The sequence below is a fragment of the Aeromonas sp. FDAARGOS 1402 genome, from assembly GCF_019046925.1.
Taxonomy (GTDB): domain Bacteria; phylum Pseudomonadota; class Gammaproteobacteria; order Enterobacterales; family Aeromonadaceae; genus Aeromonas; species Aeromonas caviae.
In genome coordinates this window covers 1,238,509-1,260,285 of sequence record NZ_CP077201.1, presented here as the reverse complement: position 1 = coordinate 1,260,285, position 21,777 = coordinate 1,238,509, and the positions used below count along the sequence as shown (strand labels likewise).

Below are 21,777 nucleotides of genomic sequence, written 5' to 3'. Positions count from 1 at the left end.
ATTACATGCGCTCCAGGGTGTGGATGCCCAGCACGCCCAGGCCCAGCTTGAGCACCTTGGCGGTGGCGGCGCACAGCAGCAGACGGCTCTGGCGGGTCGCCTCGTCCACGCCGTCCTTGTTGATCGGGCAGGCTTCGTAGAAGGTCATAAAGTTGCCGGACAGCTCATACAGATAGGTACAGAGCAGGTGCGGCATCCCCTTGTCCGCCACGCCGTTGACCGCGTCGGAGAACTGGATCAGCTTCTGGGCCAGGGTCTCTTCGGCGTCTTCGCTCAGGACCACCTTGCCGCTCAGGGTATCGGCATCGACGCCAGCCTTGCGGAAGATGGACTGGATACGGGTGTAGGCGTATTGCAGGTACGGCGCCGTGTTGCCTTCAAAGGAGAGCATCAGATCCCAGTCGAAGATGTAGTCGGTGGTGCGGTTCTTGGAGAGATCCGCATACTTGACCGCGCCCATGGCGATGGCGTGCACCACCTGGGCCTTCTCTTCGGCAGAGAGGTCGCTGTTGCGGCTCTCCAGCAGGGCGCTGGCGCGCTCTTCCGCTTCGTTCAGCAGGTCGACCAGCTTGACGGTGCCGCCGGAGCGGGTCTTGTAGGGACGGCCGTCCTTGCCCAGCATCATGCCGAAGGCGTGGTGCTCGAGGGGCACGGATTCCGGCACATAGCCCGCCTTGCGGGTGATGGTCCAGGCCTGCATCAGGTGCTGGTGCTGACGGGAGTCGATGAAGTACATGACCCGGTCGGCGCCCAGGTTCTCGTAACGGTATTTGGCGCAGGCGATGTCGGTGGTGGTGTAGAGGAAACCGCCGTCGCTCTTCTGGATGATGACGCCCATGGGCTCGCCATCCTTGTTCTTGAACTCGTCCAGGAAGACCACGGTGGCCCCTTCGCTCTCGACTGCCAGCCCCTTGGCTTTCAGGTCGGCAACGATCTGCGGCAGCATGTCGTTGTACATGGACTCGCCCATGATGTCCTTGTTGGACAGGGAGATGTTCAGACGGTCGTAGTTGCGCTGGTTCTGCTCCATGGTCATGTCGACCAGCTTCTTCCACATGGTGCGGCAGTACTCATCGCCACCTTGCAGTTTCACCACGTAGTTGCGGGCGCGCTCGGCGAAGGCTTCGTCTTCGTCATAGTGACGCTTGGCCTGGGTGTAGAAGGCTTCCAGGTCCTTGAGCTCCATGTCGGAGGCGTGCTCGTTGGCCATCTTCTCCAGATAGGCGATCAGCATGCCGAACTGGGTGCCCCAGTCGCCGATGTGGTTGGCACGCACCACCTTGTGGCCCAGGAATTCGAGGGCGCGGGCGGCCACGTCACCGAGCACGGTGGAGCGGATGTGGTGCACCGCCATCTCCTTGGCCACGTTGGGGGCGGAGTAGTCCACCACCACGGTCTGCGGCGCCGGCAGCTTCACGTTGGCGTTGTCGGAGGTCACCATGGCTTCCACCTGACCGGCCAGCCAGCTCGGGTCGAAGAAGAAGTTGATGAAGCCGGGGCCGGCGATCTCGACCTTGGCGATCAGATCGGAGGCAGGCAGGTGCTCGATGATGGCAGCGGCCAGCTCGCGGGGATTCTTGCGGGCCGGTTTGGCCAGCAGCATGGCCAGGTTGGTGGCCAGGTCGCCGTGAGCCTTCTCCTTGCATCGGTCTACTTGCACCCGGGCTTCCAGGTCGGCGGGCAGGACGCCTGCGGACTTGAGATTGGCTACCGTTTGTTCAAGTAGATGATGAATATGCTCTTTCATAACTGACCACCGAGGTTGCGCGTCGAAAAGTGACTGACTGGATAAGGGCGTGAATTTTACCCGCATCGGGCCGAGAAAACTATAGGAACGGCCCGCACCCGTGGGCGTGGCGGATATTTCACTGCGTTTTCCACCACATTGCAGGATATTGATTTGGGTAAGTGATGGTTATCCATTTCTACTGCATAACGAAACGGCTTGTCCAGGCTATTTTCCCCTGTTTATGACAGGGTTATTTATACCGATTCGATCTGAATGATCCCGCTTCCCGTGGCGGTCGTATCCTTTGAGGACGCCGTTGGAGGATGATTCCCATGACACTGGTACTGTTTCCACTCTCCGCTCACCTGCTGCCGGGCGGCATCATGCCGCTGCGCATCTTCGAGCCCAGATACCAGCGCATGATCGCCGAGTCCCGGGAGCGGGAGTTCGCGCTCTGCATGCTGGACCCCCGCCAGCCCGACGCGCTGCGCAACATGTACCCCATCGCCACCCGGGTGCGCATCATCGATTTCGATCTGCTGCCCGATGGTTTGCTCGGCATCACGGTGCTCGGGGTGGAGCGGGTGCGCATCACGGATCTCTGGCAGGAAGAGGACGGTCTGCGGGTCGGCGAGGTGGAGCCCCTTCCCCCCTGGCAGAGCGGCAGGCTCCAGGCGGATCAGCACTCACTGGCCAAGGCGTTGCAGGATGTGTTCAACGACTATCCGGAGTACGCGGCCCTCTATCCGGAGCCGGACTGGGAGGATGCGAGCTGGGTCGCCCAGCGCTGGCTGGAGGTGCTGCCCATCCCGGTGGAGCAAAAGCAGTGGCTGGTGGCGGCCAAGGACAACCAGCCCACCCTCTCCCTGCTGAGCGGTCTGCTGGTCGCGAGCCATTGAATTCCCCTTCCCGGTGATCCTTTTTCCTCGCTCACCGTATTGGGGGTGAACACCACACGCGAGGGATGGCGCAATGGCATATACTGGCCAACCACAATCGGCTCCACGCAGGACATCGCCCCCCATGGACAACCCAGACGGCGACCTCACATCTTTGCTGGTCCGGGTGGCCGAGCGTGCCGACAAGGCTGCCTTCGCCACCCTGTTCCACCACTTCGCGCCGCGCATCCGCAGCTACGGGCTGCGCCACCTCGGCAGCGAGGCCAACGCCATGGAACTGGTGCAGGAGACCATGCTGCTGGTCTGGCAGAAGGCACGGCTCTATCACCCCGACAAGGGCGCCGCCACCACCTGGATCTACACAGTGATGCGCAACCAGAGCTTTGACATGCTGCGCCGCCGCCGCGCCAGCAAGGAGGAGCTCTGCGCCGAGGAGATCTGGCCGCTGCTGGAATTCCGGGCCGAAGAGGAGCACCTGAGCGGCGGTGAAGACGCGGTGCTGACCCGCCAGATGGCCCACTATGTCGCCACGCTGCCGGAGCCGCAGCAGCAGGTGGTGCGCGGCATCTACCTGCAGGAGCTCTCTCAGCAGGAGCTGGCCGACCGGCTCGGCGTGCCCCTTGGCACCATCAAGTCCCGGCTGCGGCTGGCACTACAGAAACTGAAGGAACAAGTGGAGCAAGGCCATGATTAAGACCCATCCGACTGAACCCATGCTGCGCGCCTTCGCTGCCGACGAGCTGCCTCTGCCGCTGGCCGTCGGTGTCTCCGCCCATTGCGAGTTCTGCCCCGAGTGCGCCGCCCGGGTGAAGGAATTTGAAGAGGCGCTGGCGTGCCAGCATCTCGCCCCTGACGCGCCGGACGAGGCGCTGCCCGCCGGATTCGATGCCATGCTGGCGGGCATACTGCAACAGCCGGTGGCGACGGAGGCGGCGCTCGCCCTTCCCGAGAGCCCGAGGCCAGAGCTCAGGGTGGCGGGTCACAGTTACCGGCTGCCGCGGGCATTGGCACGGCATCATGCCCCCAGGTGGCGTCATCTCGGGGCCATCCGCCAGGTCAGCCTGCCCCTGGACGAGATGGGGGCGCGGGCCAACCTGCTCCACATCGAGGCGGGGGGGCGGATCCCCGAGCACACCCACAAGGGATATGAGCTGACCCTGCTGCTGGCGGGCACCATCGAGGATGGCGACACCCGCTATCAGGCGGGGGATTTCATCTGGCGCGACGCCAGCCACGCCCACAGCCCCCGAACCCCGGACGGCTGCCTCTGCTACACGGTGCAAGATGCCCCCGTGCAGTTCACCAAGGGGCTGTCACGGCTGCTCAACGGCATCAGCCAGCACCTCTATTGAGTTGGGATCACGGCTGCTCGGCGATAGCGGGCTGCCGCGCGACTGAGGCGGTATCACGGCATGAAAAAAGGGACCCTCGGGTCCCTTTTGTGTTGCTTGGGGGCGAAGCCCATCAGGCCACGAAGACCAGGTAGACGACGAAGGCCAGCAGGAAGCGGTAGATGGCGAACGGAATGAAGTCGAGACGACGGATCAGCGCCAGGAAGGTCTTGATGGCGACCATGGCCACCACGAAGGCGGTGACGAAGCCCACCGCAAACATGGGGAAGTCCGCCATGGAGAGGAAGTCGCGGCTCTTGTAGAGATCCAGGCCGCTGGCCGCGATCATCATGGGCACCGCCATGATGAAGGAGAATTCCGCTGCCGCGTGGCGGCTGATGCCCATCAGCATGCCGCCGCTGATGGTGGCGCCGGAGCGGGAGAAACCGGGCCAGAGTGCCAGGCACTGGAACAGGCCGATGCCGAAGGCCTGCTTGTAGCTGATGTCGTCCAGGGTCTCCGCGGTCACGGCGGGGCGGAACTTTTCGGCGATGATGAGCAGGATGCCACCGGCCACCAGGGCATACATCACGGTTTCCGGCCCGAACAGATTGGCCTTGATCCAGCTGTGGATGGCCAGCCCGACGACCACGGCGGGCAGCATGCCGAGGATGACGTGCACCAGGGAGAGGGTCGCGTGGCCCGGGGTCGGTTTCTGACCGAAGTGAATGCCGATGAGTCCGAACAGGCGGCGCCAGAACATGACGACCACTGCCAGGATGGAGCCGAGCTGGATCACCACCTCGAAGGTGGCGGCCTTGGGTCCTTCAAACCCGAGGAGGTGGCCGACGATGATCATGTGGCCGGTGGAGGAGACGGGGAGGAACTCGGTCAGGCCTTCCACTATGCCCAGCACAAAGGCGACGAACAGGGCGTAGGATTCGGTCATGGTGCAGATCTCTTGGTTATGGGGTCTGGATAAAATCAACCCCGAACGGGTCGGGGCGGCCAATGATGGCGGAAAATCGCGCGGGCAACCAGTGAATATTGGGGATTTCAGCGCCCTGTTCCGGCCGGGAAAGGGCGCTGGCGGACCATGCAGGGCGCGGCTTGCCGCATGCTGTCAGAAGCCATGACTGCCCCGTCACGTTCTGACAGGGCAGTCACGCCAGATGCCCTCTGTTTTATGATCTCTTTGTGCTGTCAGGCCAATATGGACAGGATTTTCTGTTGAAGATCATCGTCCAGGGGGGGCTGCCCCAGGGCGTCGACGGCGCTCGTTATCTGTTGGGGATGGCTGGCGCCGATCAGGGCGCAGCTCACCACGGGGTCGCGCAGCACCCATTGCAGTGCGAGTTGCGACAGGGACTGACCCCGTTGCAGGGCCAGTGCATGCAGGGCGCGGACGGTGGCGAGCTTCTCCTCGGTGATCTGGTCCGCCGTGAGGAAGGGGCTGGCACTGGCGGCGCGGGAATCCGCGGGAATGCCCGCCAGGTAGCGATCGCTCAGCAGCCCCCCCGCCAGGGGCGAGAAGGCGACCACCCCCATGCCGTGCTCCCGGCAGACCGGCAGGGTGTCGGGCTCAATATCGCGCTGGAACAGGGAGTATTTGAGCTGGTTGACCAGGCAGGGGGTGCCGAGCTCTGCCAGCCGGGCGGCAGCCTTGGCCGCGAGCGGGGCCGGGTAGTTGGAGAGGCCGATGTAGAGCGCCTTGCCCTGGCGCACCATCAGGGCCAGGGCCTGGCAGGTCTCCTCGAGCGGGGTGCGGGGATCCGGCCTGTGGTGATAGAAGATGTCCACGTAGTCGAGGCCCAGACGGCGCAGGCTCTGGTGCAGGCTGGCGAAGAGGTACTTGGCGCTGCCGCCATCGCCGTAGGGGCCGTCCCACATCACGTAGCCCGCCTTGCTGGCGATGATGAGCTCGTCCCGATAGGGAGCTAGGCTCCTCTTGAGCAGCGTGCCGAAGGCCAGTTCGGCAGATCCCGGCGGCGGCCCGTAGTTGTTGGCGAGATCGAAGTGAGTGATCCCCAGATCGAACGCCTGGTGCACCATGGCCTTCGCGGTGGCGGGATCGCTCCCGGCGCCGAAGTTGTGCCAAAGGCCCAGACCGATGCCGGGCAGGCGCAGGCCGTGGCGGCCCGCCGCTCGGTAGGGCTGGCGCTGGTAGCGGTCGGGGGCGGCGAGGTAGTTGTCATCCATCACGGTGCGGTTCCTTGGGCTGGTGTGCAATGAGGAGCGACGGGCCCTGCGGCGGGCCTCACTCCGGCTGATTCGGCGGTGCCATCGGGGCCGCCATGACGTGGCGGCGCGCCCGGGCCCCTTCGTCTGCCCGAGCGGGGCTGTCAGGGGGCAGGAATAAAGCGATAACGGGTCTGGTGGCGATAACGCTGCCCCGGCAGCAACCAGGGATCGCCGAGGGCGGGCCGGTTCGGGCTGTCGGGCAATTGCTGGGCCTCCAGGCAGAAGCCGTCGTAATCCCGGTAGGGTCGGCCCTGACGATCCGGTGTGCCGGTCAGCCAGTTGCCGCTGTAGAACTGCAGGGAGGGCTGATTGGTGTAGACCGCCATGGTCAGCTTGCCATCCCCCGAGATCACCCGGGCGGCCCATGGCTGATTGGATCCACCAAACGGCTCATCAGCAGGCTCAAAATCGCTGTTGTTGAGCAGAAATGCGTGATCGTACCCCTTGGCCAACTGCTGCTGAGGGTGGTCCAGCCACGCCTGGCCGATGGGGCGGGGGGCGCGCAGATCGAAGGGGCCTTCCACCGGGGCGATGGCCAGCGGCAGGCTCTGGTCATCCGTGGGCAGGTAGCGGTCGGCGTCGAGGCTGATGGTGTGGTGGCGGATGTCGCCACCGCCATCCAGGTTGAAGTAGGCGTGGCTGGTGAGGCTGACCGGACTGGGGGCGTCCGTGCTGGCGCAGAAGTCGACCACCAGATCGCACTGCTCCAGCCGATACTCCAGGCTCACCCTCAGATTGCCGGGAAAGCCCTGATCCCCCGCCCGGGAGAGGAGCGCCAGCTTGACCCTGTCCGCCTCCTGCTCCTTGATCTGCCAGGTGCGGCGATGGAACCCGTCGCGCCCGCCGTGCAGGCAGTTGGCCCCCTGGTTGGCGTCCAGCGTCCAGCACTGGCCTTCCCGCTCAAGGCGGGCGCCGCCGATGCGGTTGGCAAAGCGCCCCGCCACGGCCCCCAGCCATACCTGCTGGGTGAGGTAGGCCTCGTCGGCGCAGCCCAGCAGCACCTCCCGCCGCTCTCCCGCCACCGGCAGGGTGAGGGAGGTGAGGGTGGCCCCGTATGTGAGACCGCGCAGCCGCAGTCCCTCCTCGTTTTCCAGCTCGAATCTCATCATGGTTTGCGGTTCCCCGTCGTGATCCCGTCGCCCCCTGCCGGCGTCGCGAGTGCCGGGCAGGGGGCGTCACCCGTTGTCAGGCGTGCGTTACAGTCTGCCGGCCCCTGCGCTGGCACGGCAGACGTAGCAGTCCGCCTTGAGGCCGAAACGGGCCGGGTATTCCGCCTCCACCACGGCGATCACCTCGGCCACCTTCTCGGGGCGCAGCAGGGCGACCACGCAGCCGCCAAAACCGCCGCCGGTCATGCGCACACCGCCTTCGCTGCCGATCCGGGCCTTGATGATCTCCACCAGGCCGTCGATGGAGGGCACGGTGATCTCGAAGTCATCGCGCATGGCGGCGTGGGACTGGCCCATCAGCTCACCGAGGCGCACCAGATCGCCCTGTGCCAGCGCATCGGCCGCCGCCAGAGTGCGGGCGTTCTCGCCGACCACGTGGCGGGCACGGCGATAGCAGGCCTCGTCCAGACCGGCCTTGCCCGCTTCCAGCGTCGCCAGATCCAGGTCGCGCAGGGCTTTGACCCCGTAGTGACGGGCGGCGGTTTCGCACTGCTGGCGACGGGTGTTGTATTCGCTGTCCACCAGGCCGCGGCGCACGTTGGAGTTGACGATGAGCACCGCCAGATCGGTGGGCATGGGGATGAGCCGGGTCTCCAGGGAACGGCAATCGAGCAACAGGGCGTGATCCTGCTTGCCGCTCGCGGAGATCATCTGATCCATGATGCCGCAGTTGCAGCCGACGAACTGGTTCTCCGCCTGCTGGCCGTTGAGGGCGATTTCCGCCTGGCTGATGGCCAGCCCCTGGGCCTCCTTGAAGGCCTGGCCGATGGCCACCTCCAGGGAAGCAGAGGAGGAGAGACCCGTCCCCTGGGGCACGTTGCCGGAGACCACCAGATTGAGGCCGCGCAGGGCGTGGCCCCGTGCCTGCAGGTGTTTCACCACGCCGCGGATGTAGTCGCTCCAGCGCTGGCTGGGGTGGTGCTCGATGGGGTGATCGAGACTGAACCGGTCGCGCTGGTTGTCGTAGTCGGCGGCGATCACTTCGACCAGGTTGTCGCCGCGCAGGCCGATGGCGACGCAGGTCTCGTAGTCGATGGCGCAGGGCAGCACGAAGCCGTCGTTGTAGTCGGTGTGCTCGCCGATGAGGTTGACGCGGCCTGGAGCCCGTACCAGCAGGTCGGGTTGTTGCTCAAACTGTTCGGCAAACACGGCGCTGACGCGCTGGCTCGGGGTCATAGGGCCTCCTCGTTGGACTGGTTCTGGTCGTTGTAGTGGATGGGACTGAGGGCGCGCAGCCGTTCCGCCGCCTGTTCCGGGGTGAGATCGCGCTGGGTTTCGGCCAGCATCTCGAAGCCCACCATGAATTTGCGCACCGTGGCGGAGCGCAGCAGGGGCGGATAGAAGTGGGCGTGCAGTTGCCACGCCTCGGGGCAGTCGGAACGGGGCGGGGCGAAGTGCCAGCCCATGGAGTAGGGGAAGCTGCACTGGAACAGATTGTCGTAGCGGCTGGTGAGCTCCTTGAGCGCGATGGCCAGGTCCTGTTGCTGTTCCCGGGTGAGATCCAGCATGGAGGGGACATGGGCCTTGGGCAGCAGCAGGGTCTCGAACGGCCAGGCCGCCCAGAAGGGCACCACCGCCAGCCAGTGAGCGGTCTCCACCACGATGCGGGAGCGATCCGCCAGCTCCCGCTCCACATAGTCCAGCAGCAGGGGGCGGCCGTGTTCGGCCAGCCAGGCGCGCTGGTGCGCCTCTTCCCGGACAATCTCGTTGGGCAGGAAGTCGCTGCCCCAGAGCTGGCCGTGAGGGTGCGGGTTGGAGCAGCCCATGACGGCGCCCTTGTTTTCAAAGACTTGCACCCATTCCCACTGGTCAGAGAGCTCGGCCACCTGGTCCATCCAGGTGGTGATCACCTGCTCGATGGCAGGCAGGGGCAGCTCGGGCAGGGTCTTGCCGTGATCCGGCGAGAAGCAGATGACCCGGCTGGTGCCCCGGGCGGCTTCCAGCTTCAGCAGGGGATCCGGCGCCGCGTCAGCGGCCGGGGTGTCCTGCATCAGGGCGGCGAAGTCGTTGGTAAAGACGAAGGTGCCCTGATAGTCGGGGTTGATATCGCCGGTCACCCGGGTGTTGCCCGCACAGAGGAAGCAGTCGGGATCATGGGCCTGGCTCGGCGCCAGGCTCACCTTCTCGACCTGGCCTTGCCAGGGGCGCTTGGCCCTGTGAGGGGAGACCAGCACGTACTGGCCGGTGAGCGGGTTGAAGCGGCGGTGGGGGTGATCAACGGGGTTGAACATCATCACTCCAGTGTGTGAATTGAATACATCCGAAGGCGCAGGCCAGGGCCTACGCCTCGTAACCATTGGGGTTGGCGGACTGCCAGCGCCAGCTGTCGGCGCACATGGCGGCGAGATCCCGGCTGGCGTGCCAGTCCAGTTCCCGAGCGGCCTTGGCGGGATCGGCCCAGCACTCGGCGATGTCGCCGGGGCGCCGTGGCTCGATCCGGTAGGGAAGGGGCCGACCGCAGGCGGCCTCGAACGCCGCGACCATCTGCAACACGCTCTGGCCCTGGCCCGTGCCCAGGTTGTAGGCGTGGACACCGCCCCGTCCGGCGCAGTGTTCCAGAGCCTTGACGTGTCCTTCGGCGAGATCCATCACGTGGATGTAGTCGCGCACCCCGGTGCCGTCGACGGTTGGGTAATCGTTACCAAAGACCGAGAGGCAGTCGCGCCGGCCGATGGCGACCTGGGTCAAAAACGGCATCAGATTGTTGGGGATGCCCTGGGGATCCTCCCCCAGGGTGCCGGACTCGTGGGCGCCGACGGGGTTGAAATAGCGCAGCAGGGTCATGCTCCAGTGGGGCTCGGCCCGCTGCAGATCCTCGAGGATCTCCTCGATGATCAGCTTGGATCGGCCGTAGGGGTTGGTGGCGCTGCGGGGGAAATCTTCCCGGATCGGGGTGCTGGCGGGATCGCCGTAGACGGTGGCCGACGAGCTGAACACCAGATTGCGTACCCCGGCCAGTTTCATCGCCTGCAGCAATACCAGGGTGCCGCTCAGGTTGTTCTCGTAGTAGTCCAGCGGGATGCGGGTCGACTCGCCGACCGCCTTGAGGGCGGCGAAGTGGATCACGGCGTCGATGTGCTGCTCGCTGAAGATGCGATCCAGTAGGGCCGGGTCACGGATGTCCCCTTCGTAGAAACGGGGCTCGCGCCCGCTGATGGCGGCGACACGGGTCAGGACGCCCGCCTTGCTGTTGCAGAGGTTGTCCACCACCACGGGCTCCATGCCTGCGGCCTGCAAGGCCAGACAGGTGTGGCTGCCGATGTAGCCGCAACCGCCGGTGACCAGTACTTTCATCCGTTGTTCCACCCTCAACTCCTCGCATCAGGAAAGCCTGAGCAGGAGTCTAGCCGAGGGGCTGACGGGCAAACTGTGAGCTGCTTAACAAATATGTGTAAACGATTACACTTGTTTTCATCGACCAATGTGGCAAGTTCTGATTTTTCCCCCTGTTATCAGTGACATTGAACGGTATAATGCGGCCAGTCGCAGCGTGAAATAAGTGAAAACAGTATGAGCACCATCAAGGATGTCGCCCGTTTGGCCAATGTGTCAGTGGCAACGGTTTCACGGGTGATGAACAACTCACCCAAGGCCAGTGCCGCCTCCCGCGAGGTGGTGCTGAAGGCCATGGCCGAGCTGGGCTATACCCCCAACGCCAACGCGCGGGCCCTGGTCAGCCAGACCTGTGACACCATGGGAGTGGTGGTGGGGGACGTGGCGGATCCCTTCTTCGGCGCCCTGGTCAAAGGGGTCGCGGCAGTGGCGGTGGAGCAGGGCTTGCACCTGTTGATGGGTAATGGTTTTCACCGCGCCCAGCAGGAGCGGGAGGCCATCGAGCTGCTCATCGGCAAACGCTGCGAGGCACTGGTGGTGCACAGCAAGGCGCTCGGCGACGAGGAGCTGGTCGACTACGCCCTGCGCGCCCCCGGCATGGTGCTGATCAACCGCGACATTCCGAGTCTGAGGGGGCGCTGCATCGCCCTCAACAACCGCCAGGGTGCGGCGACAGCCACCCGTCATCTGCTGGATCTCGGCCACCGCCATATCGCCTTCCTGAGCTCGGATCACGCCATCGAGGATGCGCTGTTGCGCCACCAGGGCTATCAGGATGCCCTGGCGGAGGCGGAGGTCTTCGCCGATCCCGAGCTGGTGGAGAGCGGCATGCCCAATGAAGAGGGGGGCGAGCGCGCCATGCTCAACCTGCTGGCCAAGGGGTTGCCCATCACGGCGGTGGTGGCCTACAACGACGCCATGGCGGCAGGGGCCATCTCCGTGCTGGCGGACAACGGCCTCAAGGTGCCGGAAGAGGTCTCGGTGGTAGGCTTCGATGACATCATCTACGCCAGATACCTGAGACCCAAGCTCTCCACCATGCGCTATCCCATCGAGCTGATGGCGGCCCAGGCGGCCAAGCTGGCGCTGCAACTCGCCGCAGGGGAGAGCGAATCGGTGCAGAGCCGCATCTATACCCCCACCCTGATCAACCGCCATTCGGTCGCTCCCGTCAGGTCCTGATCGCAGCGCTTGCGCCCCCGTCGGCGCAAGCGCTGCGCCTGGCGAGCCCGGACTGCAGCCCATAAAGCGCCCCATAGCTCAGACGATAGGTAGCTCAGAGCATGGCTAGCGCAGACCATAAAGGACTGTCTGAGGAGTGACAACCGTCCCCTCACACTCCCTGCCTACCGAACTCGGCAGCTCTTCCCGCTCGTCTGTCACGAGCACCTCTCCCCCGGCCTGCCGAGCCTCACTTCCGGCCAGATCCTGCCAGACGCTCGCCATGGCTTTTCTCTGCGCCGGGCAGGGGCGCTCGTGGCCTCTGCACACTCCTTCGAGAGGCCGGGCTGCGTGCGTGCCCGGAACCGGGTTGAGGCGCTCCAGCGCCTGATGAGGCGAGGGGGGCGCGATGTCGGGTCTTTGCCATGGCTTGCTCCGCTGGCTCGGCCATTGCCTCCCGGTTTCACACTCCCGGGCATCTTCTGCCCTTCCGAAGGTCCGCTTTTTCCCCGTGGGGTCATTTACCCGGATTTATCCGATTTTTACTCCGTTTTACTTAACAAAACGAGTGTAATCGTTTACATCTGTGTGAGCGGGATCGCCGATCACCGGGCAAAACTCTCCTACACTGCAGTGGTTTTCAGCGTGAATGCAGGGAGAAGTGAAGCATGCTCAGGGAGATAGTGGCCCGTCAGGATTGGCAGACCCAGGGGATCACCGCCGTGAACCGGTTGCCAGCCCATACCCCCTTGTCCAGTTGGCGCAGTGAAGGGGAAGCCAGGATGGGGGGGTTGTCACCTTCCCGCCTGCTGCTGGACGGCGAGTGGCAGTTCTCCTGGTTCGAGGCCCCGGAGCGGGTGCCGGAGCAGTGGCTGGTGGAGGATCTGCCGGATGCCTGCCCCATCAAGGTGCCGGGCAACTGGCAACTGGCTGCGGCCTATCCGGGGGCGCGGCCCGTCACGGATGTGCCCATCTACACCAACATCAAGTACCCCTTTCCCTGCGACCCGCCCCGGGTGCCTGCCGAGAATCCCACCGGTTGCTACTCCCGCGAGTTCACCGTTGCTGCGGACTGGCTGGCCGAGGGGCAGACCCGGATCATCTTCGACGGGGTGGACAGCGCGTTTCATCTCTTCTGCAACGGCCGCTGGGTCGGTTACTCCCAGGACAGCCGGCTGCCGGCGGAATTCGATCTGACCCCCTTCCTTCAGGCCGGGGCCAACCGCCTCGCCGTCCTGGTGCTGCGCTGGTCTGACGGCTCCTATCTGGAAGATCAGGACATGTGGCGCATGAGCGGCATCTTCCGCTCCGTCAGCCTGCTGCACAAACCGGCCCGTCATCTGATGGATATCCGGGTGACGCCCGAGCTCGACGCCTGCTACCGGGATGCCCGCCTCAAGGTTGAATTGCAGGCGGCCAACGGAGCCGGTCTGTCGGTGGAGGCCAACCTCTATGATGGCGACGAGCGGGTTGCGACCCTGCGCCAGCGGATCGGCACCCAGGCCATCGACGAGAAAGGGGTGTATGACGATCGCGCCGAGCTGTGGCTGACGGTAACGGCCCCACACAAGTGGAGCGCCGAGACCCCGCACCTCTATCGCCTGACCCTGACCCTGCTGGGCGAGCAGGGAAGCGTCCTCGAGAGCGAGGCCCATGACGTGGGCTTTCGGGCGGTGGAGATCCGTGGCGGCCTGCTGCGGGTCAACGGCCAACCCCTGCTGATTCGTGGTGCCAATCGCCATGAACACCATCCCGCCACGGGTCACGTGGTGACCCCGGCCGACATGGAGCAGGATCTGCTGCTGATGAAGCGGCACAACTTCAACGCGGTGCGCTGCTCTCACTATCCCAATCACCCCGAGCTCTATCGCCTGTGCGACCGGCTCGGCCTCTATGTGGTGGACGAGGCGAACCTGGAGACCCACGGCATGACCCCCATGGGGCGGCTGGCGCGGGATCCCGCCTGGAGCAACGCCTTCCTGGAGCGGGTTACCCGCATGGTGGCCCGGGACTTCAACCACCCCTGCATCATCATCTGGTCCCTGGGGAATGAATCCGGTTATGGCCCGGCCCACGACGCCATGTATCGCTGGGTGAAGGGGGCGGATCCCAGCCGCCCGGTGCAGTACGAAGGGGGCGGGGCCGACACCCCGGCCACCGACATCATCTGCCCCATGTATGCCCGTACCCATCAGGATCAACCCTTCCCGGCGGTGCCCAAGTGGGCGCTGGCCAAGTGGATCGGCCTGCCGGAAGAGACCCGGCCGCTGATCCTGTGCGAATACGCCCACGCCATGGGCAACAGCCTGGGGGGCTATGCCCATTACTGGCAGGCATTTCGCGATCATCCGCGGCTGCAGGGTGGGTTTGTCTGGGATTGGGTCGATCAGGGGCTGGACAAGCAGACCGACGATGGCCGCCATTTCTGGGCCTATGGTGGCGATTTCGGCGACACTCCGAACGATCGCCAGTTCTGCTGCAACGGCCTGCTGTTCCCCGATCGCACCCCCCATCCCTCCCTGTTTGAAGCCCGGCGTGCCCAGCAGCCCTTTGTTCTGACCCTGCAGGGTCGCCAGCCGCTGACGGTGGAGATCCGCAGCGAATACCTGTTCCGCGAGACGGACAACGAACGCCTGCTGTGGCGTCTGTGTGAAGACGGCGTGGTGGTGAGCCAGGGTGAATGCCCGCTCGAGCTGGCCCCCCGGGGGAGCATGACGCTGACCCTGCTGGAGCAATTGCCGGCCTTTGCGCCGGGGGCGCTCGCCTGGCTGGATCTCGCCATCGTGCAGCCCACCGCCACGGCCTGGGCCGGAGCGGGTCACGAGGTGGCTCGCCAGCAATGCCTGTTGCCCGCGCCCCTGGCGCTGCCGTCGGCCTGCCCGGCGGTCAGCCTGACCGAGCAGCGCGATCACTGGGTGCTTGGCGCCGCAGATTCCCTGTGGCAGCTCGACAAAGCCAGTGGTCGCATCGTCAGCTGGCAGAAGCAGGGCCGCGAGCGGCTGTGCGACGCCATCGCCGATCACTTCTATCGGGCGCCGCTCGACAACGATATCGGCACCAGCGAGGCGGATCACGCCGATCCCAACGCCTGGATTGCCCGCTGGCAGGAGGCCGGACTCAATGATCTGCAGCACCGCTGTCTCGGCCTGGAGGCGAGTCCGGAGCTGGGTCTCATCACGGCGCACCACGGCTACTTCGTGGGTGACGAGCCGAAGATCCTGACCCGCTGGCATCACAGGGTGGACGGGGAGGGCGCCATGCACCTCGCCATCGAGGTGGAGGTGGCCGCCGACATGCCCTCCCTGCCGCGCATCGGTGCCCGGCTCTGGCTGGCTGATGAACCGGCCGAAGGTGCCCCGGTGAGCTGGCTGGGGCTTGGCCCCCACGAGAATTACCCGGATCGCCGGCTCGCCGCCGATCTCGGTCGCTGGCAATTGCCCATCGAGGCGTTGCACACCCCTTATGTCTTCCCGACCGACAACGGACTGCGCTGCGATACCCGCGCACTGCAACTGGGGGATCTGGCGGTGGAGGGGCGCTTCCACTTCAGCGTCAGCCGCTACAGTCAGCAGCAGCTGGCCGAAGCCCGTCACCAGACCGATCTGGTGGCTCTGGGGGGCACGCACCTGTGCCTCGATGGCTTCCACATGGGGGTGGGAGGCGACGACTCCTGGAGCCAGAGCGTGCGGCCCGAGTTCTGGCTGTTGCCGGGGCGTTATCAGTGGCACTGCCGTCTGAGCTAGCCGGACCCGCCGTCGCGAGATGGCGAGACTCAAAGGCAGTTTCTCACGTAACTATTTAATTTTTAACAATATTACGGCTATGTAACAGAGTGTAAACGTTTTCATTTTGTTGCCAGGATCACAGACCGCCTCACAACAAACTGATTACATTAGGCTGGCGCCAGCTCAAACGGTGTACAGCATTCCCTACAAAAAACAGATAGAGATCGGAGCATAACAATGAAAAAACTCACGACAGTTGCCACCTTGCTGATGGGACTGATGGCGGGAGCCCAAGCCCAGGCCGATACCCGTATCGGGGTCACCGTCTACAAGTACGACGACAACTTCATGGCCGTGGTGCGCAAGGCCATCGAGAAAGAAGCGGCGGCCACCCCGGGTGTGGAACTGCTGATGAACGACTCCCAGAACGACCAGTCCAAGCAGAACGACCAGATCGACGTGCTGCTGGCCAAGGGCGTGAAGGCCCTGGCCATCAACCTGGTTGACCCGGCGGCGGCCCCTGTCGTGATTGAGAAAGCCCGTGCGGACGAGATCCCCGTGGTCTTCTACAACAAGGAACCGAGCGCGGCCGACCTGGCCAGCTATGACAAGGCCTACTACGTGGGCACCGACTCCAAGGAGTCCGGAATCATTCAGGGCCAGCTGATCGCCAAGCACTGGAAAGCGCACCCCGAGTGGGATCTGAACAAGGATGGCGTCATCCAGTTCGTGCTGCTCAAGGGTGAGCCTGGTCACCCGGATGCGGAAGCCCGCACCACCTACGTCGTCAAGACCTTGAACGATGGCGGCATCAAGACCGAGCAGCTGCACATGGATACCGGTATGTGGGATACCGCCATGGCCAAGGACAAGATGGACGCCTGGATCTCCGGTCCGAACGCCAACAAGATCGAAGTGGTCATCGCCAACAACGACGGCATGGCGATGGGCGCCGTGGAATCCCTGAAGGCCCAGGGCAAGACCGCCATCCCGGTGTTCGGTGTTGACGCCCTGCCGGAAGCCCTGGCCATGGTCAAGAGCGGTGCCATGGCTGGTACCGTGCTGAACGATGCGGCCAACCAGGCCAAGGCCACCTTCGAGCTGACCAAGAACCTGGCCGAAGGCAAGCCGGCCGGTGAAGGCACCAACTGGAAGATCGACAACAAGGTCGTCCGCGTTGCCTACGTGGGCGTAGACAAAGACAACCTGTCCCAATTCGAGTAATTCCTCCCCTCAGGGCAAGGGAGATCCCCTTGCCCTCTTTTCAACCAGATGTGATGGCTGATATGACAACACGGCAACAATCAGAATGGCTGTTGGAGATGATTGACGTCAGTAAGAGCTTTCCTGGCGTCAAGGCACTCGATAATGTCAATTTACGGGTCCGTCCTCATTCTGTGCATGCGTTGATGGGCGAGAATGGCGCAGGGAAGTCCACGCTGCTCAAGTGCCTGTTCGGCATCTACGAGAAGGATCAGGGCAAGATCTTCTTCAAGGGACAGGAGATCAACTTCACCTCGTCCAAAGAGGCGCTGGAGAATGGCGTTTCCATGGTGCACCAGGAGCTGAACCTGGTACTGCAACGCACCGTGATGGACAACATGTGGCTCGGCCGCTATCCCACCAAGGGACTGTTTGTCGACCACGGCAAGATGTATCAGGACACCAAGCATATCTTCGAGGAGCTGGACATCGACATCGACCCCAGGGTCAAGGTCGGCACCCTGTCGGTTTCCCAGATGCAGATGATCGAGATTGCCAAGGCATTCTCCTATGACGCCAAGATCGTCATCATGGACGAACCCACCTCCTCCCTGACCGAGAAAGAGGTCAACCATCTCTTCAAGATCATCAACAAGCTCAAGGAGAAGGGGTGCGGCATCGTCTACATCTCCCACAAGATGGAAGAGATCTTCCAGCTCTGTGACGAGATCACCATATTGCGGGATGGCCAGTGGGTGGCGACCCAGCCCCTCAAGGGCATGACCATGGATCAGATCATCGGCATGATGGTCGGCCGCGAGCTCACCCAGCGCTTCCCGGAAAAAACCAACCAGCCCAAAGAGGTGATCCTCGAGGTCGAGCACCTGACGGCCAAGAACCAGCCTTCCATCAAGGACGTGACCTTCAACCTGCACAAGGGGGAGATCCTCGGCATCGCCGGTCTGGTGGGGGCCAAGCGCACCGACATCGTGGAGACCCTGTTCGGCATCCGCGATCGCAGCGAAGGGACCATCAAGCTGCACGGCAAAGAGGTGGCGAACCACAACGCCCACGAGGCGATCCAGAACGGCTTCGCCCTGGTGACCGAGGAGCGCCGCTCCACCGGGATCTATTCACGCCTCGACATCGCCTTCAACTCCCTGATCGCCAACATGGACAACTACAAGGGATCCATGGGGCTGCTCAGCGACAACAAGATGAAGAGCGATACCCAGTGGGTCATCGACTCCATGCGGGTCAAGACACCGACCCAGCAGACTCAGATCGGCTCCCTCTCCGGTGGCAACCAGCAGAAGGTGATCATCGGTCGCTGGCTGCTGACCCAGCCCGAGATCCTGATGCTGGATGAACCGACCCGGGGTATCGACGTCGGCGCCAAGTTCGAGATCTACCAGCTCATCCTGGAGCTGGCGAAGAAGGACAAGGGCATCGTCATCATCTCCTCCGAAATGCCGGAACTGCTCGGCATCACGGACCGCATCATGGTCATGAGCAATGGCCGGGTCGCGGGGATCGTCAACACCAAAGAAACTGACCAGAGCGAGATCCTGCGCCTGGCATCTCTGTACCTATAAAGACAGGAAGACATTATGGAGTCGGCTAAAAATTTCAATCTGATGCAGGCGCTCAAAGAGAACGGCATCTATGTGGTGTTGCTGGTGTTGCTCATGATCATCGTGATCAAGGAGCCATCCTTCCTCAGCCTCACCAACCTCAGCAACATCCTGACCCAGTCCTCGGTACGGGTCATCATTGCCCTCGGGGTGGCGGGCATCATCATCACCCAGGGTACTGACCTGTCGGCCGGTCGTCAGGTCGGTCTGGCGGCGCTGATCGCGGCCACCATGCTGCAGGCCCTGACCAACGTGAACAAGGTCTTCCCCACCCTGGGGGAGGTGCCCATTCCGGCGGTGATCCTCCTGGTGTGCGTGGTGGGGGCCCTGATTGGTCTGGTCAACGGCCTGATCGTCGCCTACCTGAACGTGACGCCCTTCATCACCACCCTGGGCACCATGATCATCGTCTACGGTATCAACTCCCTCTATTTCGACTCCGTGGGTGCTTCTCCGGTGGCCGGGTTTGATCCTCGCTTCTCCAACTTTGCGCAGGGCTTCATCCGGATTGGCGGGTTCAAGCTCTCGTACCTGACCTTCTATGCGGCCATCGCCAGCGTCTTCGTCTGGGTGCTGTGGAACAAGACCCGCTTTGGCAAGAACATCTTCGCCATCGGTGGCAACCCGGAAGCGGCCAAGGTGTCCGGTGTCAACGTCGCCGTCAACCTGGTGGTCATCTATGCCCTGGCCGGTGTCTTCTACGCCTTCGGCGGCATGCTGGAAGCGGGGCGGATCGGCAGTGCCACCAACAACCTCGGCTTCATGTACGAGCTGGATGCCATCGCGGCCTGCGTGGTGGGGGGCGTTTCGTTTGCCGGCGGTGTGGGAACTGTCGCGGGTGTGATCACCGGCGTACTTATCTTCACGCTGATCAACTATGGTTTGACCTACATCGGTGTCAGCCCTTACTGGCAGTTCATCATCAAGGGCGGCATCATCATCCTGGCGGTAGCCCTGGACTCCATGAAGTACGCCAAGAAGAAGTAAGCATTGGCAGGGAGGGCCGGGTCATCCCGGCCCTTTCTCTTTGGAGGGACCCATACCATGGCATTCAAAGTCAAAATCAACGTGCTGTTGCTGCTCGCCATTCTGGTCACCATCGGTACCGCCTGGTTCAGCGTCAACCACTTCATCAGCGGCTACATCCGCACCCAGGCCACCCAGAACATCAACGAGCAGATCACCCTGGTCAGGGAGAAGCTGGCGGGTGACATCAACCAGAAGGTGCTGCTGGCCGCCAACCTCAACCTCGGGGTGACCAGCGTCAAGAAGGCGCTGCAGGAGACCGGCTTTCACAACATCGTCAAGCTCATTGGCGACATGGCATTCGACGCGAACGGGGTCATCGACGACAAGGCCAGGGTTGACGCCCTGCGCAAGCTGATCCCCGCCGCCAACAACCAGATCACCGTCAGCCCGCTGGAGCAGCTGGACGGCAAACCCGTCATCTCCATCCTGGTGCCGCGCGGTGCAGACTCCGCCTACCTCTACTACCTCGACATGAGCGAATTCAAGACGCTGCTGACCAAGGTAAGCGGAGAAGGGCGTTACTTCTCCCTCACCGACAGTCAGGGACAGGTGCTCTACAGCAGCAAGCCCCAGGGAGAGAGCGAGAGCCGCCCCAACAAGCTGGATATTCGCGGCAGCGAGTGGACCCTGACCGGTTATGTGGATCTCGACTATATCCGGGCCATGACCCAGGCGCTCAACGGCAAGATCACCCTGGCCCTGCTCGGGGTGGCGGCGCTGGTACTGGCCCTCTCCATGGTGGCCCTCAACCTGGCCTATAGACCCATCCTCTCCCTGCGCGACCTGGTGCAGGAGCTCTCCCAGGGCAATGGGGATCTGACCCGTCGGCTCACGGTGACCAGCAAGGATGATCTCGGCCAGATCTCGGCGGGCATCAACCGTTTCATCGAGCAGTTGCAGGGCATGATGGGGGAGGTGAGACAAGCGAGCGGCCAGCTCAATGAAGGGATATCGGCATTGGCGAGGCAGACGGGGTCAGCCCAGGGCCTGCTGGCCGAGCATGTGCGGGAGACCGAACAGGTGGTCACCGCCATCAACGAGATGAGCCGTACTGCCGTCTCGGTATCGGAGAGCGCGGCCAATACTGCCCAGCTGACTGGCCAGAGCCAGCAACTGGCCAACCAGTCGCGTCATGTGGTGGATCAGGCCATGGCCAGCGTCACTGCGCTGGTGACGGAGGTGGAGACCACGGCACACTCCATCGAAGCCATGCAGCAGGATGTGCAGCAGATAGGCTCGATTCTCGGGGTCATCGGTGGCATCGCAGAGCAGACCAACCTGCTGGCCCTCAACGCCGCCATCGAGGCGGCCCGGGCCGGGGAGCAGGGGCGGGGGTTTGCGGTGGTGGCGGACGAAGTGCGCTCTCTGGCGGGGCGCACCCAGAAGAGCACTGCCGAGATCCAGACCATGCTGACCAGGCTGCAACGGGGCACCCAGACCGTGGTGGCCGCCATGGGCAACACCCGGCAGAGTTGCCAGGATGCGGCGGAAAACACCAGCAAGGTGAATGCGTCACTGGATCTGATGGCGGGAGAAGTGGTGGAGATCAACGATCTCATCAGCCATATTGCCACGGCCGCGGAGGAGCAGAGTGCCGTCGCCGAGGAGATCAATCGCAACATGAGTGCCATCGCCGAGGTGATCACCCAGCTCAAGGGGAATGGCGAGCGCACCGTGGACAGCTCGAACGCCATGCAGCGCACCTATGACAGGCTGCGGGAGATAGTGGGGCACTTCCGGCTGGAATAGCGCCGGCTGGGCGAATCCGGGGCATCCTGGCCAGCAACGCCGTGGCCGGGGTAACCCATCAGCGGGCAGACGTGAAAAAAACCCAAAAAAAGATGGGGGCGACTTGCGTCGCCCCCGATAGTCTTATCGCTCATATCCTTGAACGAAGTTGCTCCCTGCAATCCCTGACTATACCTCTTCCTTTAGGTTTCCCCTTCCCAATCCTTTGGGGTGTCCTTTAGCCATCATGGCCTGACGAGTCATCCGTTCCCGTCGCACTTTCTCCGTCCTGGGAGGTGTCCTTTACCACATCCTGTGGTGAGTCCATTTGCCCAACCCTGGCAGCCAGTCTTCCTGACCGACTTCATTGCGTCCGTGCAGGAGTAACTATAAGGATTTCGCGCAGGGCGACAATGACATGCTGAAAAACGTTTTTTTCAAACTGGTTTCCCGAGAAAGGATAATGAAGTTATCTTTTTTAAAATCATGGCTTTAATGATCTATTGTGCTGTTTTTTCACGCGCATCTTCCGACTATGGCGAGAATTTTGTTGGCACTTTGCTTACGCAGTCTATGGCGAATGTCTCACAAGGCG

General features: G+C 63.4%; 16 protein-coding genes. 9 read left to right on the top strand and 7 right to left on the bottom strand.

Going from position 1 to position 21,777, the window contains the following annotated elements; translation table 11 throughout:
• Position 1: 1 nt before the first annotated feature.
• Complete coding sequence (gene argS / locus I6L32_RS06025) at positions 2–1,747, bottom strand: arginine--tRNA ligase (protein ID WP_010676028.1); 1,746 nt, start codon at positions 1,745–1,747, stop codon at positions 2–4.
• Positions 1,748–2,061: 314 nt separating this feature from the next.
• On the opposite strand from argS, the gene I6L32_RS06020 reads away from it, so the two are divergent.
• The 3 genes from I6L32_RS06020 (at position 2,062) to I6L32_RS06010 (ending at position 3,980) form a co-directional block, all read left to right on the top strand.
• On the top strand, positions 2,062–2,628 hold the full coding sequence (locus tag I6L32_RS06020) for an LON peptidase substrate-binding domain-containing protein (protein ID WP_010676027.1): 567 nt from the start codon (positions 2,062–2,064) through the stop codon (positions 2,626–2,628).
• 124 nt (positions 2,629–2,752) lie between these two features.
• Positions 2,753–3,322: a sigma-70 family RNA polymerase sigma factor gene (locus I6L32_RS06015; RefSeq protein ID WP_010676026.1), complete on the top strand. Its 570-nt coding sequence runs from the start codon at positions 2,753–2,755 to the stop codon at positions 3,320–3,322.
• Complete coding sequence (locus tag I6L32_RS06010) at positions 3,315–3,980, top strand: ChrR family anti-sigma-E factor (RefSeq protein WP_010676025.1); 666 nt, start codon at positions 3,315–3,317, stop codon at positions 3,978–3,980. The genes I6L32_RS06015 and I6L32_RS06010 overlap by 8 nt, the downstream gene beginning before the upstream one ends.
• 112 nt (positions 3,981–4,092) lie before the next feature.
• On the opposite strand, the gene bacA is transcribed toward I6L32_RS06010, so the two are convergent.
• From bacA to galE, 6 genes are all read right to left on the bottom strand, one after another.
• Positions 4,093–4,908, bottom strand: coding sequence for an undecaprenyl-diphosphate phosphatase (gene bacA / locus I6L32_RS06005; protein WP_010676024.1), 816 nt, complete (start codon positions 4,906–4,908; stop codon positions 4,093–4,095).
• Between the two features lie 254 nt (positions 4,909–5,162).
• Positions 5,163–6,158 (bottom strand): aldo/keto reductase, encoded by a 996-nt coding sequence (locus I6L32_RS06000; RefSeq protein WP_216944816.1) that lies wholly within the window; start codon positions 6,156–6,158, stop codon positions 5,163–5,165.
• Positions 6,159–6,301: 143 nt separating this feature from the next.
• Complete coding sequence (locus I6L32_RS05995; protein ID WP_043153964.1) at positions 6,302–7,309, bottom strand: galactose-1-epimerase; 1,008 nt, start codon at positions 7,307–7,309, stop codon at positions 6,302–6,304.
• A gap of 87 nt (positions 7,310–7,396) precedes the next feature.
• Positions 7,397–8,545 carry a galactokinase gene (gene galK / locus I6L32_RS05990; RefSeq protein ID WP_143236928.1) on the bottom strand — a complete coding sequence of 383 codons (1,149 nt, stop codon included), beginning with the start codon at positions 8,543–8,545 and terminating at the stop codon, positions 7,397–7,399.
• On the bottom strand, positions 8,542–9,600 hold the full coding sequence (locus I6L32_RS05985; RefSeq protein ID WP_216944815.1) for a UDP-glucose--hexose-1-phosphate uridylyltransferase: 1,059 nt from the start codon (positions 9,598–9,600) through the stop codon (positions 8,542–8,544). The genes galK and I6L32_RS05985 overlap by 4 nt, the downstream gene beginning before the upstream one ends.
• A 49-nt stretch (positions 9,601–9,649) precedes the next feature.
• A complete protein-coding gene (galE, locus tag I6L32_RS05980) occupies positions 9,650–10,663 on the bottom strand; it encodes a UDP-glucose 4-epimerase GalE (RefSeq protein ID WP_143236930.1) in 1,014 nt (337 codons plus the stop codon).
• A 216-nt stretch (positions 10,664–10,879) separates the two neighbouring features.
• On the opposite strand from galE, the gene I6L32_RS05975 reads away from it, so the two are divergent.
• From I6L32_RS05975 to I6L32_RS05950, 6 genes are all read left to right on the top strand, one after another.
• Positions 10,880–11,884 carry a substrate-binding domain-containing protein gene (locus I6L32_RS05975; RefSeq protein ID WP_010676018.1) on the top strand — a complete coding sequence of 335 codons (1,005 nt, stop codon included), beginning with the start codon at positions 10,880–10,882 and terminating at the stop codon, positions 11,882–11,884.
• Between the two features lie 647 nt (positions 11,885–12,531).
• The gene (locus I6L32_RS05970) at positions 12,532–15,606 is read left to right on the top strand and encodes a beta-galactosidase (RefSeq protein ID WP_216944814.1); all 3,075 of its coding nucleotides are present in this window, start codon (positions 12,532–12,534) and stop codon (positions 15,604–15,606) included.
• 219 nt (positions 15,607–15,825) lie between these two features.
• On the top strand, positions 15,826–16,812 hold the full coding sequence (mglB, locus tag I6L32_RS05965) for a galactose/glucose ABC transporter substrate-binding protein MglB (RefSeq protein ID WP_010676016.1): 987 nt from the start codon (positions 15,826–15,828) through the stop codon (positions 16,810–16,812).
• Positions 16,813–16,865: 53 nt separating this feature from the next.
• The gene (gene mglA, locus I6L32_RS05960; protein WP_010676015.1) at positions 16,866–18,386 is read left to right on the top strand and encodes a galactose/methyl galactoside ABC transporter ATP-binding protein MglA; all 1,521 of its coding nucleotides are present in this window, start codon (positions 16,866–16,868) and stop codon (positions 18,384–18,386) included.
• Between the two features lie 15 nt (positions 18,387–18,401).
• Positions 18,402–19,412: a galactose/methyl galactoside ABC transporter permease MglC gene (mglC, locus tag I6L32_RS05955; protein ID WP_010676014.1), complete on the top strand. Its 1,011-nt coding sequence runs from the start codon at positions 18,402–18,404 to the stop codon at positions 19,410–19,412.
• A 57-nt stretch (positions 19,413–19,469) separates the two neighbouring features.
• On the top strand, positions 19,470–21,203 hold the full coding sequence (locus I6L32_RS05950) for a methyl-accepting chemotaxis protein (RefSeq protein WP_216944813.1): 1,734 nt from the start codon (positions 19,470–19,472) through the stop codon (positions 21,201–21,203).
• Positions 21,204–21,777: the final 574 nt, after the last annotated feature.

What these genes read in the sequence shown, in the direction of transcription:
- mglC (WP_010676014.1), top strand. Translation starts at nt 18,402, where the DNA reads ATGGAGTCGGCTAAAAATTTCAATCTGATGCAGGCGCTCAAAGAGAAC.
- I6L32_RS06015 (WP_010676026.1), top strand. Translation starts at nt 2,753, where the DNA reads ATGGACAACCCAGACGGCGACCTCACATCTTTGCTGGTCCGGGTGGCC.
- I6L32_RS05950 (WP_216944813.1), top strand. Translation starts at nt 19,470, where the DNA reads ATGGCATTCAAAGTCAAAATCAACGTGCTGTTGCTGCTCGCCATTCTG.
- I6L32_RS05970 (WP_216944814.1), top strand. Translation starts at nt 12,532, where the DNA reads ATGCTCAGGGAGATAGTGGCCCGTCAGGATTGGCAGACCCAGGGGATC.
- I6L32_RS06020 (WP_010676027.1), top strand. Translation starts at nt 2,062, where the DNA reads ATGACACTGGTACTGTTTCCACTCTCCGCTCACCTGCTGCCGGGCGGC.
- argS (WP_010676028.1), bottom strand. Translation starts at nt 1,747, where the DNA reads ATGAAAGAGCATATTCATCATCTACTTGAACAAACGGTAGCCAATCTC.
- mglB (WP_010676016.1), top strand. Translation starts at nt 15,826, where the DNA reads ATGAAAAAACTCACGACAGTTGCCACCTTGCTGATGGGACTGATGGCG.
- I6L32_RS05995 (WP_043153964.1), bottom strand. Translation starts at nt 7,309, where the DNA reads ATGATGAGATTCGAGCTGGAAAACGAGGAGGGACTGCGGCTGCGCGGT.
- I6L32_RS06000 (WP_216944816.1), bottom strand. Translation starts at nt 6,158, where the DNA reads ATGGATGACAACTACCTCGCCGCCCCCGACCGCTACCAGCGCCAGCCC.
- galK (WP_143236928.1), bottom strand. Translation starts at nt 8,545, where the DNA reads ATGACCCCGAGCCAGCGCGTCAGCGCCGTGTTTGCCGAACAGTTTGAG.
- bacA (WP_010676024.1), bottom strand. Translation starts at nt 4,908, where the DNA reads ATGACCGAATCCTACGCCCTGTTCGTCGCCTTTGTGCTGGGCATAGTG.
- galE (WP_143236930.1), bottom strand. Translation starts at nt 10,663, where the DNA reads ATGAAAGTACTGGTCACCGGCGGTTGCGGCTACATCGGCAGCCACACC.
- I6L32_RS05975 (WP_010676018.1), top strand. Translation starts at nt 10,880, where the DNA reads ATGAGCACCATCAAGGATGTCGCCCGTTTGGCCAATGTGTCAGTGGCA.
- I6L32_RS06010 (WP_010676025.1), top strand. Translation starts at nt 3,315, where the DNA reads ATGATTAAGACCCATCCGACTGAACCCATGCTGCGCGCCTTCGCTGCC.
- mglA (WP_010676015.1), top strand. Translation starts at nt 16,866, where the DNA reads ATGGCTGATATGACAACACGGCAACAATCAGAATGGCTGTTGGAGATG.
- I6L32_RS05985 (WP_216944815.1), bottom strand. Translation starts at nt 9,600, where the DNA reads ATGTTCAACCCCGTTGATCACCCCCACCGCCGCTTCAACCCGCTCACC.